At 70.6% G+C, this 17674-nt stretch carries 15 protein-coding genes; 7 read left to right on the top strand and 8 right to left on the bottom strand.

Annotated elements, in window-relative coordinates; translation table 11 throughout:
- Positions 1–131: 131 nt before the first annotated feature.
- The 4 genes from AB0M67_RS38035 to AB0M67_RS38020 all read right to left on the bottom strand — a co-directional run bounded on the left by AB0M67_RS38035 (position 132) and on the right by AB0M67_RS38020 (position 4725).
- Positions 132–2111 (bottom strand): kelch motif-containing protein, encoded by a 1980-nt coding sequence (locus tag AB0M67_RS38035; RefSeq protein WP_365752298.1) that lies wholly within the window; start codon positions 2109–2111, stop codon positions 132–134.
- Positions 2112–2114: 3 nt separating this feature from the next.
- Complete coding sequence (locus tag AB0M67_RS38030) at positions 2115–3974, bottom strand: cellulose synthase catalytic subunit (protein ID WP_365752296.1); 1860 nt, start codon at positions 3972–3974, stop codon at positions 2115–2117.
- Between the two features lie 116 nt (positions 3975–4090).
- A complete protein-coding gene (locus AB0M67_RS38025; protein ID WP_031091528.1) occupies positions 4091–4384 on the bottom strand; it encodes an MTH1187 family thiamine-binding protein in 294 nt (97 codons plus the stop codon).
- The gene (locus AB0M67_RS38020) at positions 4381–4725 is read right to left on the bottom strand and encodes a DUF3817 domain-containing protein (RefSeq protein ID WP_365752293.1); all 345 of its coding nucleotides are present in this window, start codon (positions 4723–4725) and stop codon (positions 4381–4383) included. The genes AB0M67_RS38025 and AB0M67_RS38020 overlap by 4 nt, the downstream gene beginning before the upstream one ends.
- Before the next feature lie 189 nt (positions 4726–4914).
- On the opposite strand from AB0M67_RS38020, the gene AB0M67_RS38015 reads away from it, so the two are divergent.
- The 4 genes from AB0M67_RS38015 (at position 4915) to AB0M67_RS38000 (ending at position 7583) form a co-directional block, all read left to right on the top strand.
- A complete protein-coding gene (locus tag AB0M67_RS38015) occupies positions 4915–5553 on the top strand; it encodes an AIM24 family protein (protein ID WP_365752291.1) in 639 nt (212 codons plus the stop codon).
- Positions 5553–6203, top strand: coding sequence for an AIM24 family protein (locus AB0M67_RS38010; protein ID WP_365752289.1), 651 nt, complete (start codon positions 5553–5555; stop codon positions 6201–6203). The genes AB0M67_RS38015 and AB0M67_RS38010 overlap by 1 nt, the downstream gene beginning before the upstream one ends.
- Complete coding sequence (locus tag AB0M67_RS38005) at positions 6200–6991, top strand: AIM24 family protein (protein WP_365752287.1); 792 nt, start codon at positions 6200–6202, stop codon at positions 6989–6991. The genes AB0M67_RS38010 and AB0M67_RS38005 overlap by 4 nt, the downstream gene beginning before the upstream one ends.
- Before the next feature lie 115 nt (positions 6992–7106).
- Positions 7107–7583, top strand: a complete 477-nt coding sequence (locus AB0M67_RS38000) for a MarR family transcriptional regulator (RefSeq protein ID WP_365752285.1) — start codon at positions 7107–7109, stop codon at positions 7581–7583.
- Between the two features lie 79 nt (positions 7584–7662).
- Here AB0M67_RS38000 and AB0M67_RS37995 read toward each other — a convergent pair whose 3' ends face one another.
- Both AB0M67_RS37995 and AB0M67_RS37990 read right to left on the bottom strand, forming a co-directional pair.
- Positions 7663–9297: a HAMP domain-containing sensor histidine kinase gene (locus AB0M67_RS37995; RefSeq protein WP_365752283.1), complete on the bottom strand. Its 1635-nt coding sequence runs from the start codon at positions 9295–9297 to the stop codon at positions 7663–7665.
- Positions 9294–9956 (bottom strand): response regulator transcription factor, encoded by a 663-nt coding sequence (locus AB0M67_RS37990; protein ID WP_365752281.1) that lies wholly within the window; start codon positions 9954–9956, stop codon positions 9294–9296. The genes AB0M67_RS37995 and AB0M67_RS37990 overlap by 4 nt, the downstream gene beginning before the upstream one ends.
- A gap of 125 nt (positions 9957–10081) precedes the next feature.
- Between AB0M67_RS37990 and AB0M67_RS37985 the strand changes: the two genes are divergently transcribed.
- Positions 10082–10813 carry a PepSY domain-containing protein gene (locus AB0M67_RS37985; protein WP_365752279.1) on the top strand — a complete coding sequence of 244 codons (732 nt, stop codon included), beginning with the start codon at positions 10082–10084 and terminating at the stop codon, positions 10811–10813.
- 104 nt (positions 10814–10917) lie between these two features.
- Here the strand turns inward: AB0M67_RS37985 and meaB are convergent, their stop codons facing one another.
- A complete protein-coding gene (meaB, locus tag AB0M67_RS37980) occupies positions 10918–11877 on the bottom strand; it encodes a methylmalonyl Co-A mutase-associated GTPase MeaB (protein ID WP_365752305.1) in 960 nt (319 codons plus the stop codon).
- 56 nt (positions 11878–11933) lie between these two features.
- On the bottom strand, positions 11934–13133 hold the full coding sequence (locus AB0M67_RS37975; protein WP_365752277.1) for an acetyl-CoA C-acetyltransferase: 1200 nt from the start codon (positions 13131–13133) through the stop codon (positions 11934–11936).
- A 145-nt stretch (positions 13134–13278) separates the two neighbouring features.
- Here AB0M67_RS37975 and mce point away from each other — a divergent pair, with 145 nt between their 5' ends.
- Together mce and scy are read left to right on the top strand one after the other, a co-directional pair.
- The gene (mce, locus tag AB0M67_RS37970) at positions 13279–13707 is read left to right on the top strand and encodes a methylmalonyl-CoA epimerase (RefSeq protein ID WP_365752275.1); all 429 of its coding nucleotides are present in this window, start codon (positions 13279–13281) and stop codon (positions 13705–13707) included.
- A 159-nt stretch (positions 13708–13866) separates the two neighbouring features.
- Entirely contained in the window at positions 13867–17586 is a 3720-nt protein-coding gene (gene scy / locus AB0M67_RS37965) for a polarized growth protein Scy (protein WP_365752273.1), read from the top strand.
- Positions 17587–17674 lie beyond the last annotated feature (88 nt).

The raw sequence follows: 17674 nt of genomic DNA, 5'->3' as shown, positions 1-17674 counted from the left end.
AAGTACGTCCAGTACGAGGCCGATCCTCCGCCTTGCGATGCACGGCACCAGACGCCGCGGGCTGATCCGCGAAGATCGACCGGACAGGACCTAGACGCGTAAGGCGTGTCTTTGGCTCGGACGTATTCGTCTCAGTCCACCCGGACCCACTTCGCCCGGGACGGGACACCCGCGGAGTCGGTGACGAAGAGCATGTACCAGCCGGGCGGTACCAGTGCCCGGTCCTTCGGCACCTCGACCGTCACCGCGTCCTTGCTCTTACTGAGTGCCAGCTCGATCGAGCGCTGCTCGACATCCGTCGTGTGCGTCACGGCGCTCGGCCGCATCAGCCTCGCCTTCACGATCCGGTCGGGCCGGGCGGCGCGGAAGGTGGCCCGGCCGTCGCGGTCGACCTCACTCGGTCCCTCCCCCAGCGCCGGTCTGTTCTCACCGGCCCTGTCGCCCTGAAGATAGGGCGGCGTGTAGATCTCCACACGCTGTTCGAAGGTCCCGAGTCTGGTGTTGTCGGCGTCGCGGAAGAGCGGGTCGGAGCCGAAGGTGACCACACGGCCGTCGGGCAGCAGCAGCGCCTCCGAGTGGTAGTTGCGCCCCACGGTCGGGTCGGCGGCCGGCCGGAACGTATTGGTCCGCGGCTCGTAGAACTGCGCCTTGAGGATGTCGCTGGCGCTGCGCCCGCGGTAGTCGGAGGAGCCGCCGGTGGTGAACACCGTGTCGTCCGGGAGCAGCACGCTGCTCAGATAGCGGGTGCCCTGCGGCAGCCTGGGCCCTTCCTGGAAGGCCGGGCTGTCCTGCTTGAGGTCGACGATGGCCGTGCGGCCGGTGGCCTTGGAGGACTCACCGACGCCCCCGCCGCCGAGCAGCATCACCCGCTGGTCCTGCGCCGGCGGCAGCATCAGCGAGGCCGAGGTCTCCGTCTGGTCCGGCTCGCTGAGCCCGCCGACCTCGGTGAAGGTGTTCTTCGCGAGATCCCAGAGCCCCGGCTGCCGGCCCTTCTCGGCGGGCCCGTATCCCGCGTTGGAGCCCGAGTAGAAGAGCTTGCCGCCCTTGGTGAGGAAGAGCGCGGGATAGGTCGGGAAGTAGCGGGTGGGGCCCTTGGACCACGCCTTGGTCGTCGGGTCGTACAGCTCGTTGTCCCCGGTGAGTACGGCGCCGACGTCGTCGAGACCGGAGACGGCGAGCACCTTCCCGTCGTCCAGGGTGACCAGCGTGGGGTACCAGCGGGCCTCCTTCATCGGGTTCACGGGGACATACTTCTCGGCCCTGGGGTCGAACTCGTACGCGGATCTGATGCCCTGGAAGTCCTGCTTCTCCGTGGTGAGTTTCTGCGCGAGGCCATAGAGATTGTCCGCGTCCTTGCCCGTGAGCCCGACGATCTCGTACTGCGCGGCCTGGGTGGTCAGCCCTCGGGGGCCCTTCTCGGCCGCCTCCACGAACACCCGCGCCTCGCCCGCCGTCACCTTCGTACGCCAGGGCAGCATCCGGCCGCCCTGCCCGTACCCGACCTTGAGTTCCTTCTTCGCCCTGGGCACGGTGACATCGAACTTGCTGATGAACTCGACGCCCGAGGGGGAGCGGAAGCGGGTGCCCTTCTTGAAGGTGTGGGCCCGGTCCGGGTTCTCGTTCTTGACCCGCATCCGGCCGCCGGCCCGCTCCACCTCGCCGTCGAGGACCTCGTAGCGTGCTGTGCCGCCCGCCACCAGCAGCCGTCCGTCGGGGAGTTGGGAGTGGCCCGAGCAGAAGAAGTCCTCCGGGGTGGGGATCTTCTTGAAGGAGTTGTCGGCCGGGTTCCAGAGGATCGTGTCGAACGACCCCTCGTCGAACTTCTTCTGGTTGTTGCCGGAGCCGGCGATGATCAGCACCTTGCCGGTGTGCAGCAGGGCCGCGTGGATCGCGTTCGTACGGTATTGCTTCGGGACGTCGAGGATCTCCCAGGAGCCGTACCGCTGTTTGTAGCCCGGCTGCGCGATCTTGTAGGCGTGGTATCTCTCCTGGGCGAAGGAGAGGGCCGCGGGGGCGTTGAGGGCGGCCAGCACCACCAGCGCCCCGCCGCCGAGCAGCGTCCTCTTGAACTTCTCCGACGGCCTGCGGCGCGGCCGGTGGCGCTGGGGCATGGGTCAGTTCCCTCCTGTCGTCGTCACAGGTGTCACGGCGAACGCCGGCGCCGGTTCCAGCTCCAGTTCCGGTTCCAGCTCCAGTTCCGGCTCCGGGGCCGAGGCCGGCTGCGGGGCCGGTTCCAGGACCGGCGCCGGGTCCTCGACGGCTTCCACGCGGGTACGTACGGCGCGCCTCTCGGCACGCTCGGCCAGCAGCGTCCAGCACCAGACGCCCACCGGCGCGAGCGCGATCACCAGCGCCAGGACCGCCCAGGTGCGCATCGCCGCGTGGGTGTGGCCGAGGAACACCGACGCCACGAGCGAGGCGATCAGCACGGCGGCCCAGAAGAGATGGAGCCGGAAGGTCATCAGCCGGTCGGGGCTCGCCCGGCCGCCCTTGGGGGTGACCACGAACCGGCCGCGGGTACGGAGTACGGCCGAGATCAGCGACCTGAGGTAGACCGGCGCGGAGAGCGCGGACATCGCCATACCGGCGAGACCGCCCGAGCCCCGCGGCTCGTGGGGCGAGACGTTGTGCCGCCGGTTCCAGAGATAGAGCCCGATCTGCAGCGCGGCGGCGTCGCTGTAGAGCATCAGCAGGACCGAGGACGAGACCTGGGTGCCCGAGGCGCCGAACCAGAGGAAGAGAACGCAGCTGAGAATGCCGAGGAACCAGTTGACGGCGGTCATCGGGTAGTAGACGAGCATCAGCGTGTAGCTGAGCAGCCGGCCGGGCGGTACCCGGAACGGCGCCTTCCAGTACTGCTTGAGCAGCGTCTCGTACGTCCCTCGCGACCAGCGCAGCTGCTGGGTGAAGAAGTCGGTCCAGGAGGCGGGGCCCTCGCCCACGGCCAGTACGTCGGGGGTGTAGACGGAGCGCCAGAACCGGCCGGTGACGGGGTTCCTGGTGCGGTGCAGCTCGAACCCGGTGGCCATGTCCTCGGTGATCGAGTCGTACAGACCGCCGATCTGCATGACCGCCCTGACCCGCACGACATTGTTCGTACCGACGAACATCGGGGCGTGGTAGCGGTTGCCGGCCCGCTGGATCAGCGCGTGGAACAGGAACTGCTGGGACTCTGCGGCCTTGGTGACCGGCGCGCTGTAGTTGCCGTACACCTGGGGGCCGACGACGAAGGCGGTGTCCGGGTCGCGGAAGTAGCCCATCATCCGCTCCAGGAAGTTCGGGAGCGGTACGTGGTCGGTGTCGACCGAGGCGAAGAAGTCGTAGTCCTCGCCGTGCGTGGCGAGCCAGGCGTTGTAGTTGCCGTGCTTGGTGCGTGCCCGGTGCACGCCTCGTCGGCGGTTCCACTCCGGTATGCCGTGCCGGGTGAAGTGGCGCACCCCCAGCTCCTCGCAGAGCTCCCTGGCCGCGCTGTCGTCACCCTCGTCCAGCAGCCAGATGTCGAGCGGGCCGCGGTGGCGCAGCCGGACGGCTCCTTCGAGCGTGGCCCGCACCATGGCGAGCGGTTCCTTGCCCGGGACGTAGGTGGTGAGGAACGCGACGCGGGTGCCCGGTTCGGCGGGGACGGGTATGGGGTCCCTGGCGACCATCGTGGCGTGGGCGACCGAGGTGACGTTGACGAGCATGAAGAGGGCGATGAGCCCGATCGAGCCGAGCATCACCTGGTCGAAGACCACCAGCCAGCGGTCGCCGCCCTCGCGCTCGGTGCGGTGGGTGGGCCAGACCAGATAGACCAGCAGGGCACCGGAGAGCAGCGGCGCCAGGGCCATCAGCATGACGGCTCTTATTCGGTGGGGCTCGCGCGCGAGCAGACTCCGGTAGCGCACCCGGTAGGCCACGGCCAGGTCCGGTTCCCTGAGCGGGCCGGCCAGGCAGCTGTGGACGTCATAGTCGTACTCGAAATCCTCCGGCCGCACGGATGCCTCCAGCTGTCGCACCAGATTGATATCCCCACAAGAAAGGACATTTACCGGCGTGTCGACTTGAGGCGTCCGTGCGAGCGGTACTCCGTGCGGAGGTTACGGCGTACGGCTCAGCCGGCGAGGTGGCGCTCCACCGTCTCGACCTTCGAGGTGAGCCCGTCCGTGACCCCCGGCCGGATGTCGGCCTTGAGGACGAGCGAGACCCGCCCGGCGCGGGCCTCGACCGCGGCGACGGCACGCTTCACGACGTCCATCACCTCGTCCCACTCCCCCTCGACCGAGGTGAACATGGCGTCCGTACGGTTGGGCAGCCCGGACTCGCGGACGACACGGACGGCGTCGGCGACGTACTCGCCGACGTCCTCCCCCACGCCCAGCGGGCTCACCGAGAAGGCGACGATCATGCGCTCACCGTACCCTCGCGGCGCGCGCGGGCGGCGATGACCTCATCGTCGGCGGCGCGCTTGAGCTTGCGCTCGGCGAAGAAGCCGCCGGTCGGCAGGACGGACAGGACGAAGTAGAGGGCCGCGGTGCCGAAGGACCACTTGGTGCGGTTCCAGGCGTCCAGCCAGAAGACCACGTACAGCACGAAGAGCAGCCCGTGGACGGCGCCCATCACGGGGACCGCGTTGAAGTCCGTCGTGCGCTTGAGCACCGAGCAGACGAGGAGCAGCAGGAACGACACGGCCTCCGGGGCGGAGACCAGACGGAGGCGATGGAGGGAGGAGGCGGTCTTGATGTCCACGAGGAGGCACCTTCGGCATCGGGGGCAGACGTGATCTTGTGAATGTGTGCACAAGCGCGCTCTCATTGTGGCAGCCCGCCTTTGCCCGACCGTTATCAGGGTCCGGTCGGGGGCTGTCAGGGTCCGGTCGGGGGCGTTCCCGGACCTTGGGCCCTGTTCCCTGTCAGTGCCGCCCGTTACCTTCGATCCGTGGCTCAGTTCCGACTGCAAGGCAGCAAGGTGCTCGCCGTCGACATGACCGGCGACGCCGTCAAGGCGAAGAACGGCTCGATGGTCGCGTACGACGGCCGGATGGCGTTCAAGAAGATGTCCGGCGGCGGTGAGGGTCTGCGCGGGATGGTGACCCGCCGGCTCACCGGCGAACAGATGACCGTGATGGAGGTGAAGGGTCAGGGCACCTGCTACTTCGCCGACCGCGCGAGCGAGATCAGTCTTGTCTCGCTGCACGGCGACAAGCTCTTCGTCGAGGCGAGCAATCTGCTGTGCACGGACGCGGGGCTGCGTACCGGCACCTCGTTCACCGGCCTGCGGGGCGGTGCGTCCGGCACCGGCCTGTTCACGACCACCGTGGAGGGCATGGGCCAGGCCGCGATCATGTCGGACGGCCAGGCGGTGATCCTTCGGGTGACCCCGCAGTACCCGCTCTTCGTCGACCCCGGCGCCTATATCGCGCATCAGGGGAACCTCCAGCAGAAATTCCAGTCCGGCGTCAACTTCCGTACGTTCATGGGCGAGGGCTCGGGCGAGGCGTTCCAGATCCGCTTCGAGGGCGACGGGCTCGTCTACGTACAGCCCAGCGAGCGGAACACGATCGGGGGCGATGTCTGATGCCGTTCCGTGAGATCAACTCGAAGATGGTCGAGGCGACGGTCCTGCCCGGCCAGAAGATGTTCAGCCAGCGCGGCGCGATGCTCGCGTACCGCGGCGACGTCAGCTTCACCCCCAACATCCAGGGCGGCCAGGGCGGTCTGATGTCCATGATCGGGCGGCGGGTGGCCAATGAGGCGACCCCGCTGATGACGGTCGAGGGGAGCGGCACGGTGATGTTCGGCCATGGCGGCCATCACATCCAGGTGATCAATCTGGCGGGCGACACCCTGTATGTGGAGGCGGACCGGCTGCTCGCCTTCGACGGGACCCTCCAGCAGGGCACGATGTTCATGGGCTCGCAGGGCGGGGTCATGGGCATGGTGCGCGGGCAGGTGACGGGCCAGGGCCTGTTCACGACCACGCTCAAGGGCCATGGCGCGGTCGCGGTGATGGCGCACGGCGGGGTGATCGAGGTGCCCATCGCCCCGGGCCGTGAGATCCATGTGGACCCGCAGGCGTATGTCGCGCACCACGGCGATGTACGGAACAAGCTGTCCACGGCGCTCGGCTGGCGCGACATGGTCGGGCGCGGTTCCGGCGAGGCCTTCCAGCTGGAGCTGAGCGGCAGTGGCGCGGTGTACGTCCAGGCGTCGGAGGAGAAGCTGTGAGCGCGCCCATGATCCATGACCCGATGACGCTGCCGAGCGACGACAACGTCAACTCGTACACCTTCTGTGTGGAGTTGAAGGGGAGCCAGTGGTTCCTGCAGAAGGGGAAGATGATCGCCTACTACGGGCAGATCAACTTCGACGGCATCGGCCACGGCCGGTTCGAGCAGCTGTTGCGTACGAGCTTCCACTCACCGCTGCACGCCAGTGACTGGGTGGTGGCGGAGGGCAGCGGCAAGATGCTGCTCGCCGACCGCGCCTTCGACGTCAACTCGTTCGATCTGGAGGACGGCAATCTGACGATCCGGTCCGGGAATCTGCTGGCGTACCAGCCCACGCTGGCGCTGAAGCAGTCGATCGTGCCGGGCTTTCTGACGCTGATCGGTACGGGGAAGTTCGTGGCCGCGTCCAACGGGCCCGTGGTCTTCATGGAGCCGCCCCTGCGGGTGGATCCGCAGGCGCTGGTGGGCTGGGCGGACTGCCCGTCCCCGTGCCACCACTACGATCATGGTTATATGTCCGGAGTGCTGGGCGGGATCAGGTCGTTGACGGGGATCGGCGGTACGTCGGGCGAGGAGCATCAGTTCGAGTTCGTCGGGGCCGGGACGGTGCTGTTGCAGTCGACGGAGGCGCTGATGGCGGAGCAGCCGTTGGGCGCGGTCACCTCGGAGCCCGGGGTGCCGGGCGGTGGCGCTCCCTCCGGACACTCCGGGCATCAGGGGTCAGCCGGGTCCACGCCCCGGATGCCGGGGCAGCTCGGCGATCTCCAGCGTCGCTTCGGGCTGTGAGCGGTAGTCTGCGGAGTGTGACGTCGAACGCCTGCGCCCCTGGCCGGTGATCGGGTGCGCGGGGTCACATCCAGAGGCTTCGTACAGATTTCAACTTCTTAGGTAGAATCCATATATGGAGACCGAGACCGCCACCCGCTGGCTGACCGACGCGGAGCAGTGCGCCTGGCGCACCCATCTGGATGTCAACAAATTGCTGACGCACCAGTTGGAGAAAGATCTTCAGCCGTTCGGCCTGACCATGAACGACTACGAGATCCTGGTGAATCTCTCGGAGTCGGCGGAACGGCGCATGCGGATGAGTGACCTCGCGGCCACCACGCTCCAGTCCAAGAGCCGGCTCTCCCACCAGATCACCAGGATGGAGACCGCGGGGCTGGTCCGCCGGGAGAACTGCGAGTCCGACAGGCGCGGGCTCTACGCGGTCCTGACGGACCAGGGGATGGAGACCATGCAGAAGGTCGCGCCGCACCATGTCGCGTCCGTACGGAAGCACTTCATCGATCTGCTCACGCCAGAGGCGCTGGCGGAGCTGCGGGCGTCGCTGACACCGGTGGCCGAGCAGCTGCGCGGACGGCGCGGCAAGAGCTGATACGGGGTGGTGGCCGGGCCCGGTCGAGGGCTCGGCCACCACGGTCGCTCGACGGCGGCGTCGCCCGGCCGCCCTCGGCTCAGGCGCCTGTGTCGGTGCCTACGGTGCTGCCGGTGCTGAGGCGGCTGTCCGTGCTGAGGCGGCTGTCCGTGCTCGGGCGGCTGTCCGTGCTTACCGTGCCTACGGTGCTCGCGCCCTCCGCGCGGGGCAGGCGCAGCTCGAACCGGGCGCCGCCCTCCTGGGCCCCGCCGACCGTGAGCGTGCCGTCGTGGCGCGTGGCCACATCGCGCGCGATGGCCAGCCCGAGACCGGCGCCGCCGTCGTCGCGGCTGCGCGCGTCGTCGAGCCGTACGAACCGCTCGAAGATCCGCTCGCGCTCCGCCTCCGGCACCCCCGAGCCGTCGTCGGCCACCGCGAGCACCACCTGATCGCCCGACCGGTACACGGACGCGGTGACCGACGCGTGTGTGTGCCGCTGGGCGTTGTCGAGCAGATTCCCCAGCACCCGGGCCAACTGACCGCGCGATCCGGCCACTTCGAGCCCCGACCGGACATCGAGCGTGACCGGGACACGGTCGGTGGTCCGCTGCGAGACCTCCTCGCGGACCAGCGCGCCCAAGTCGAACCGCGCCCGGCCCGGCCGCTCCCCCGCGTCCAGCCGGGCCAGCAGCAGCAGATCCGCCGCGAGCTGCTGGAGCCGTACGGTGTCCGCGACCGCGCCCGGCACATCCAGCAACTCCGGGTGCGCGTCGCCCACTTCGAGCTGGGTACGGAGCGAGGCGATGGGGCTGCGCAGTTCGTGCGAGGCGTCCGCGACAAAGCGGCGCTGCCGCTCCACGGCGGCTTCCAGCGCGGTGAGCGTCTCGTTGGTCGTACGGGCCAGCCTGGCCACCTCGTCGTCCGAGGCGGGTTCCGGCACCCGGCGGGAGAGATCCGTCGAGGCGGTGATGGCCGCCATCTCGCGCCGGATGCCCTCCACGGGCCGGAACGCCCGCCGGGTCACCAGCCAGGTCACTCCCCCGACGACCAGCAGCAGGACGGGGAGCCCCACCAGCATGGAGACGGTGGTCGTGTTGACCGCGGCCTGCCGGTCGGCGAGCGAGGCGCCCGCGTGGACGACGACCGTCTCGCCCGCGCGGTCGGTCACCTCGACGGCGGCGAAGCGGTAGTCACCACTCTCGCCGTCGACCGTCGCGCGGCCGGTGGTGAAGGAGGAGCGGTCGCTGATCTCGCCGACCGCGGGGTCGTCGTCATCGCCCCCGTTGTCGTCACCGTCGTCGTCGACCCCGCTGTCGTCCGTGCCGCTGTCGTCGTCGGCGCCGTCGTCGTCATCACCAGGTGTGGCGGTCGCCCCCGGGGCGGGGATCCGCACGGGAGTCACCGCGGACACCGCCGTACCACTGATCCTCTGGAGGTCCTTGGTCGCCGCGAGCAACCTGCCGCCCTCGTCGGTGACCTGTACGGGGTGTTCCGGATTGTCCGGCAGGTCGAGCCGGGCGTACGAGGCCCGGTCGGTCACCAGGGAGGCGATGTCCAGGGCGACTTCGCGGGCCGCCCGATCCGCGCCGCGGTCGGCCTGGCCGGTGAGGTTCGAACGGAGCGAGAGAACGACCGCGATCCCGGCGGCCACCAGCGCGACCGCCACGACGGCCGTCGCGCCGAGCGAGGCCCTGGCCCGTACGGAGGACGCGAACCGGCGTCTGCCCACGCTCATGACGCGACCAGCCGGTAGCCGGCGCCGCGCACCGTCTGGATGGCCGCGGCCCCGAGCTTGCGCCGCAGGGCGCTGATATAGACCTCGATGATGTTGGGGTCGCCGTCATAGGCGAAGTCCCAGACGTGCTCCAGGATCTCCGGTTTGCCGACCACTTCCCCGGCCCTGACCGCCAGTTGCTCCAGCACGGCGAACTCCTTCGCGGTGAGCGCCACTTCGGTCCCGTCCCGGAAGACGCGGCGGGCGGCGGTGTCGACGCCGAGGCCCCCGATCCTCAGCACCGGCGAGGCGCCGGACGAACCGCGGCGGCGCAGCAGGGCCTTGACCCGGGCGACGAGCACGACGTAGGAGAACGGCTTGGTCAGATAGTCGTCGGCGCCGGTGTCCAGCCCCTCCGCCTCGTCGTACTCGCCGTCCTTCGCGGTGAGCATCAGGATCGGTACGTCATGACCGGCCGCGCGCAGCGCGGCGCAGACGCGGTAGCCGTTCATGCCGGGCAGCATGATGTCGAGCACGACCAGGTCGTACACGCCCTCGCCCGCCCGGTGCAGCCCTTCGAGGCCGTCGTGGACGACATCGACGGCGAAGCCCTCGGCCCTCAGCCCCTTGGCGAGCGACACCGCGAGCCGCTTCTCGTCCTCCACGATCAACAAACGCATGGCCTCAGCTTCCCAAACCGAACCTGAAGATCACTTCAGGTGGCTTCAGGCTGGCTTCAGCTTCGCTCCGCCACATTGAAGTCGTTCCACACGGACTGCACGGACCGACTCGGGGAGGACCCCTCATGAAGCGCAATCTCGCCATCGCGGCCATCACCATGGCGGCACTGATCGGCGGCGGCACCTACACGGCGGTCGCCATGGGAGACGACGACGGCCGGGGCACGGGTACGGCGACGCTGCCCACGCCGGTCGCGAAGCTGGGGACGATGTCGGACGACTCCGGGAACGACATCCTGGACGACTCCGGGAACGACGGGAAGGACGACGGGAAGGACGACCGCGCGCCGGTGAAGCGGCAGCCGGCCGCCGGGAGCGGTACGGGCCTGACCGCGAGCGAGGCCGCCGCCGCGGCGCTGAAGGAGTACCCGGGCGCCGTGGCCTCCGTCGAGCGGGACGACGACGGGGACCGCCACTGGGAGGTCGACCTGTTCGGCAAGGACAACCGCTGGCACGAGCTGCGGGTGGACGCGGCCAACGGCGCGGTACGGGTGGACCGCGACGACGACGGGGACGACGACGACCACGGTGATGACCGTGCCGCGCTGCGCGCCGCCTCGCTGGACGTCCAGCGCGCGACGGCGGCCGCCCTCGCCTCGGTACCCGGGGCGGTGACCTCCGCCGAGATCGACGACGACCACAACGGCCGCTGGGAGATCGATGTACGGGGCGAGGACGGCCGTACGCACGAGATGACCGTCCACGCCAAGACCGGCAAGGTCACCGTGGACAGGGACGACGACAGCTGGAACGACGACGGCCGCGACGACCGGGGCGACGACGGCTACGACGACTGAGCCGACTCGGACGCCTCACCGGCGCGGTCTCCCGCACGCCGCCCGGCCTTCTCGGCCGGGCGGCCGACCGCCAGGAGATCGCGCCGTCCGTCAAGCGCCGTCCGTCAAGCGCCGTCCGTCAGCCCCGCCACCAGTTCGTCCGCCGCCGCGTACGGGTCCAGTTCCCCCGCCACGACCCGGTCCGCCAGCGCGCCCAGTCGCCGGTCGCCGTGCAGATCGCCGATGCGCCGGCGGAGCGTGGTGACGGCGATGGTCTCCACCTCATGGGCGGCACGGCGGGCGCGGCGCCGGGTGAGGGCGCCGTGCTCCTCCAGCCAGGCGCGGTGCTTCTCCAGGGCCTCCACCACCTCGTCGATGCCCTCGCCCCGCGCGGCGACGGTCTTGACGATGGGCGGTCGCCAGTCGCCTGGCCCCCGGGATTCACCGAGGCCCAGCATGTGGTTGAGCTCGCGGGCGGTCGCGTCGGCGCCGTCGCGGTCCGCCTTGTTGACCACGTACACATCGCCGATCTCCAGGATCCCGGCCTTGGCCGCCTGGATGCCGTCGCCCATGCCCGGCGCGAGCAGCACCACGGACGTGTCGGCCTGGGAGGCGATCTCGACCTCGGACTGGCCGACCCCGACGGTCTCCACCAGGATCACGTCGCAGCCCGCCGCGTCCAGCACCCGGATCGCCTGCGGAGCGGCCCAGGCGAGCCCGCCGAGATGGCCGCGGGTCGCCATGGAGCGGATATAGACGCCGGGGTCGGAGGCGTGCTCGGACATCCGGACGCGGTCGCCGAGCAGCGCTCCGCCGGAGAAGGGGGACGAGGGGTCGACGGCCAGGACCGCGACCCGCTTGCCCGCCTTGCGGTACGCGGTGACCAGCGCGGAGGTCGAGGTCGACTTGCCGACACCGGGCGATCCGGTCACCCCGACGACATACGCGTTGCCCGCGAGCGGCGCCAGCGCGGCCATCACCTCGCGCAGCTGCGGGGACGCCCCCTCGACCAGTGAGATCAGCCGGGCCACGGCCCGCGGCCGGCCCTCTCGCGCCTGAGCCACCAGCTCGGGGACGTCCTGCATCACAGCTCCGTTCCTTCGATCCGCACCCGCACCCGCACCGCGTTCCCGCCCGGTCCCTACCGGGCCACGCGCAGGACCAGCGCGTCACCCTGGCCACCGCCGCCGCACAGCGCCGCCACGCCGGTCCCGCCGCCGCGCCGCTTCAGCTCCAGCGCGAGATGGAGGACGAGCCGGGCGCCGGACATGCCGATCGGATGCCCGAGGGCGATCGCGCCGCCGTTCACATTCACCTTTTCCGGGGAAACCCCGAGGTCCTTCATTGACTGCACCGCGACGGCCGCGAACGCCTCGTTGATCTCGATGAGGTCGAGGTCCTCGACGCCGATGCCCTCCTTCTTCAGGGCGTGCTGGATCGCGTTCGACGGCTGGGACTGGAGCGAGTTGTCCGGGCCCGCCACATTGCCGTGCGCGCCGATCTCCGCGATCCAGTCAAGGCCCAGCTCCTGGGCCTTGGCCTTGCTCATCACCACGACCGCCGCCGCGCCGTCGGAGATCTGCGAGGACGTGCCGGCCGTGATCGTGCCGTCCTTGGCGAACGCGGGCCGCAGCTTGGCCAGGGACTCCACGGTCGTCTCGGCGCGGATGCCCTCGTCCTGCGAGAAGAGCACCGGATCGCCCTTGCGCTGCGGGATCTCCACGGGCGTGATCTCGGCCTCGAAGACACCGTTCTTCTGCGCCGCCGCGGCCCGCTGGTGGGAGAGCGCGCCGAACTCGTCCTGCGGGGCGCGCGCGATGCCCAGCCGGGTGTTGTGCTTCTCCGTCGAGGCGCCCATGGCGATGTCCTCGAACGAGTCCGTCAGCCCGTCGTAGGCCATCGAGTCGAGCATCTCCACGGCGCCGTACTTGTAGCCCTCACGGGACTTGGGGAGCAGGTGCGGGGCGTTGGTCATCGACTCCTGGCCGCCCGCGACCACCACCTCGAACTCACCGGCGCGGATCAGCTGGTCGGCCAGCGCGATCGCGTCGAGTCCGGAGAGACAGACCTTGTTGACGGTGAGCGCGGGGACGCTCATCGGGATGCCGCCCTTGACGGCGGCCTGACGTGCCGGGATCTGCCCCGCCCCGGCCTGGAGCACCTGGCCCATGATCACGTACTGCACCTGGTCGCCGCTGATCCCGGCCCGGTCCAGCGCCGCCTTGATCGCGAAGCCGCCCAGCTCCGCGCCGGAGAAGGACTTCAGCGAGCCCAGGAGCCGCCCCATGGGGGTGCGGGCGCCCGCGACGATCACAGACGTGGTGGTGTTCGTATCCGACATGAGACGCGATCCCCTTTGCGTACAGCTTGAGGAGTGAACGAGGGTTTACTTTCAATGTACTGAGCGGTTCTCCCACCGGTCACCAGGCAGCGCGTGTGATCGCGCGCACGTTGCGTAATCACCGCGGTACCGCTGCACTGTCCCCATGCTGACGCGAATCGACCACATCGGAATCGCCTGCTTCGACCTCGACACGACCGTCGAGTTCTACCGGGCGACCTACGGCTTCGAGGTCTTCCACACCGAGGTCAACGAGGAGCAGGGCGTACGGGAGGCCATGCTCAAGATCAACGAGACGTCCGACGGCGGGGCTTCGTACCTCCAGCTCCTCGAACCCATCCGGGAGGATTCGGCCGTCGGGAAATGGCTGGCGAAGAACGGCGAGGGTGTTCACCACATCGCGTTCGGTACGGCGGATGTCGACGGTGACGCCCAGTCGGTCCGTGACAAGGGCGTACGCGTTCTGTACGACGAGCCGCGCACCGGCTCCATGGGCTCCCGCATCACGTTCCTCCACCCCAAGGACTGCCACGGCGTACTCACGGAACTGGTCACCTCCCGCCCGGAGCACTGACCTTAAGGATTCCCGGCCCGGTAGAGTGGGGCGCTCCGGGCCGGGGCCGGGCCGGGGCCGCGCCCCTGCCGTAGATCTGTCACCATTCCCCGGGGGGCCGTTCGCCGCGAACGGTGCTCAATTGGGCAGTTGCGACCAGGGGACGGATGGGACCGCGCAGTGCGGGGCTACGAACGCCAGGAGAGCCACCGAGCTGACGACGACCACCTCTCGCGGTTCGAAGCCGAGATGGACCGGCTGAAGACCGCGCGGGAGAAGGCCGTCCAGCACGCCGAGGACCTCGGTTACCAGGTCGAGGTCTTGCGCGCCAAGCTCCACGAGGCACGCCGTACGCTGGCGACCCGTCCCTCGTCGTACGACAGCGGGGACCTCGGCTATCAGGCCGAACAGCACCTGCGTAACGCCCAGATGCAGGCGGAGCAGATGCGCGCGGACGCCGAGCGCGAGCTGCGGGACGCACGCGCCCAGACGCAGCGCATCCTCCAGGAGCACGCCGAGCACCAGGCCAGGCTCCAGGCCGAGCTGCACGCCGAGGCCGTCCAGCGCAGGCAGCGGCTCGACCAGGAGCTGGCCGAGCGCCGGCAGACCGTCGAGTCGCATGTCAACGAGAACGTCGCCTGGGCCGAGCAGCTGCGCGCCCGTACCGAATCCCAGGCCCGCCGGCTGCTCGACGAGTCCCGTGCCGAGGCCGAGCAGTCCCTGGCCGCCGCCCGCGCGGAGGCCGCCCGGGTCACCGAGGAGGCACGGCGGCGGCTGGGCGCGGAGTCCGAGGCGACCCGCTCCGAGGCGGAAGCCATCCTGCTGCGGGCCCGCAGGGACGCCGAGCGGCTGCTGAACGCCGCCTCCTCGCAGGCGCAGGAGGCCACCAGCCACGCCGAGCAGCTGCGTACGTCCACCACCGCCGAGGCCGACCAGGCCCGCCAGCAGGCCGCCGAGCTGGGCCGCGCGGCCGAGCAGCGGATGCAGGAGGCGCAGGAACGGCTGCGGGAGGCCCGCGCCGAGGCCGAGAAGATCGCCGCGGAGGCCAAGGAGACCGCGGTCAAGCGGGTGGCCGCCGCCGAGTCGCAGAACGAACAGCGCACCCGTACGGCCAAATCGGAGATCGCGCGACTGGTCGGTGAGGCCACGAAGGAGGCCGACGCCACCAAGGCCGAGGCCGAGCAGGCGCTCGCCGACGCCCGCGCGCAGGCCGAGAAGCTGGTCGCGGAGGCCGCCGAGAAGGCCCGTACGGTCGCCGCCGAGGACACCGCGGCCCAGCTGGCCAAGGCGGCCCGTACCGCCGAGGAGGTGCTGACCAAGGCGTCCGACGACGCGAAGGCCACCACCAAGTCCGCGAGCGAGGAGGCCGAGCGGATCCGCCGCGAGGCCGAGGCCGAGGCGGACCGGCTGCGCGGCGAGGCGGCGGAACAGGCCGACCAGCTCAAGGGCGCGGCCAAGGACGACACCAAGGAGTACCGCGCCAAGACGGTCGAGCTCCAGGAGGAGGCGCGCAGGCTGCGCGGCGAGGCCGAGCAGCTGCGGGCCGACGCGGTCGCGGAGGGCGAGCGGATCCGCGGCGAGGCGCGCCGCGAGGCCGTCCAGCAGATCGAGGAGGCGGCCAGGTCCGCCGAGGAACTGCTGACGAAGGCCAAGGCGGACGCCGACGAGCTGCGCTCCGGCGCCACCACGGAGAGCGAGCGGGTACGCACGGAGGCCATCGAGCGCGCCACGACGCTGCGCCGGCAGGCCGAGGAGACCCTGGAGCGCACCCGCGCCGAGGCCGAGCGGCTGCGCGCCGAGGGCGAGGAGCAGGCCGAGGCCACGAAGGCCGCCGCCGAGCAGGCCGCGGCCGAGCTGCGCGAGGAGACCGAGCGGGGCATCGAGTCCCGTAAGGACGAGGCCGCCGGCGAGCTGACACGGCTGCACACGGAGGCGGAGCAGCGGCTGTCCTCCGCCGAGGAGGCGCTCACCGACGCCCGAGCGGAGAGCGAGCGGATCCGGCGGGAGGCCGCCGAGGACACCGACCGGCTGCGCGCCGAGTCCAACGAGCGGATCCGTACGCTCCAGGCACAGGCAGAGCGGGAGGCGGAGCGGCTGCGTGACGAGGCCGCCGCCGATGCCTCGCAGTCCCGCGCCGAGGCGGAGAACGCGGCCGTACGGCTGCGGTCCGAGGCCGCCACGGAGGCGGAGCGGCTCAAGACCGAGGCGCAGGAGAGCGCCGACCGGATCAGGGCCGAGGCCGCCGCCGCGGCGGAGCGGGTGGGCACCGAGGCCGCCGAGGCGCTGGACGCCGCGCAGGAGGAGGCGACCCGCCGCCGCCGCGAGGCCGAGGAGACGCTGACGGCCGCCCGCGGCGAGGCGGACCAGGAGCGCGAGCGGGCCCGCGAGCAGAGCGAGGAGCTGCTCGCCTCGGCCCGTAACCGCGTCGAGGAGGCCCAGGCAGAGGCGCAGCGGCTGGTCTCGGAGGCGGACTACCGCGCCACGGAGCTGGTGGCCGCCGCCGAGCAGACCGCCCAGCAGGTACGGGACTCCGTCGCCGGGCTCCAGGACCAGGCCGAGCAGGAGATCACCGGGCTGCGGGCCGCCGCCGAGCACGCGGCCGAGCGGACGAAGACGGAGGCGCAGGAGGAGGCCGACCGGGTACGCGCGGACGCGTACGCGGAGCGGGAGCGCGCCACCGAGGACGCCAACCGGGTCCGGGCCCGGGCGCAGGAGGAGTCGGACGCCGCGCAGGTGCTCGCCGAGCGCACCGTCGGCGAGGCGATCGCCGAGGCGGAGCGGCTGCGCGCCGACACCGCCGAGTACGCACAGCGGGTACGGACCGAGGCGTCGAACTCGCTCGCCTCGGCGGAGCAGGACGCGTCCCGCACCCGCGCCGAGGCCCGCGAGGACGCCAACCGGATGCGCGGCGACGCCGCGGGCCAGGCCGACCGGCTCATCGGCGAGGCCACCGGCGAGGCGGAGCGGATGCGCGCGGAGGCCGCCGAGACGGTGGGCGCCGCACAGCAGGCCGCCGAGCGGCTGCGGGCCGAGGCCGAGCAGTTCAAGCGGGACACCGAGGCCGCCGCGGAACGGCTCAGGACCGAGGCCCAGGAGGAGACGGACTGGCTCCTGGACGAGGCGCGCAAGGACGCGGCCAAGCGCCGCGCGGACGCCGCGGAACAGGCCGACCAGCTCATCAACAAGGCCCAGGAAGAGGCGCTTCGGGCCGCCACCGAGGCCGAGACGCAGGCCGATACGATGGTGGGGGCCGCCCGCAAGGAGGCGGGCCGTATCACCGCGGAGGCCACCGTCGAGGGCAACTCCCTGGTGGAGAGGGCCCGTACGGACGCGGACGAACTGCTCGTCGGAGCGCGCCGGGACGCGACGGCCGTCCGGGACCGGGCCGAGGAGCTGCGTGTGCGCGTCGAGGGCGAGATCGAGCAACTGCACGAGCGGGCCAGGCGCGAGACGTCCGAGCAGCTGAGAACAGCGGGCGAGCGTGTCGACAACCTGATGAAGGCGGCCAACGAGCAGCGCGCCGAGGCCGAGGCGAAGGCCAAGGAGCTGGTGGCCGAGGCCAATTCGGAGGCGAGCAAGGTCCGTATCGCCGCCGTGAAGAAGGCCGAGGGGCTGCTCAAGGAAGCCGAGCTGAAGAAGAGCGAACTCGTCAGGGAAGCCGAAAAGCTGCGTGCGGACGCCGCTCAACAGGCCAAACAGACGGTCGACGAGGGCAAGCGCGAACTCGATGTACTGGTCCGCAGACGAGAGGACATCCAGGCCGAGATCTCCCGTGTTCAGGACGTACTCGAAGCGCTGGAGTCATTCGAGGCACCTGCCGTGCCCGCGAAGGACAACCCCGTCAAGGCGGGTGCGGCGGCGGGGACCACCCGTTCGAGTGGCAAGTCTTCCGACAGCTAGCCACTCAAAAGGCTGGACATTCTCCATATCAAACCCGCATCAGCTCGATGACACGCCGCTTCGGCCCCTAGGATTCCCCCTATCACCT

It is taken from the genome of Streptomyces sp. NPDC051662 (assembly GCF_040681655.1).
GTDB lineage: Bacteria > Actinomycetota > Actinomycetes > Streptomycetales > Streptomycetaceae > Streptomyces.
Note: the sequence above shows the minus strand (reverse complement) of the source record. Positions and strands in the feature narration are given on the sequence as shown.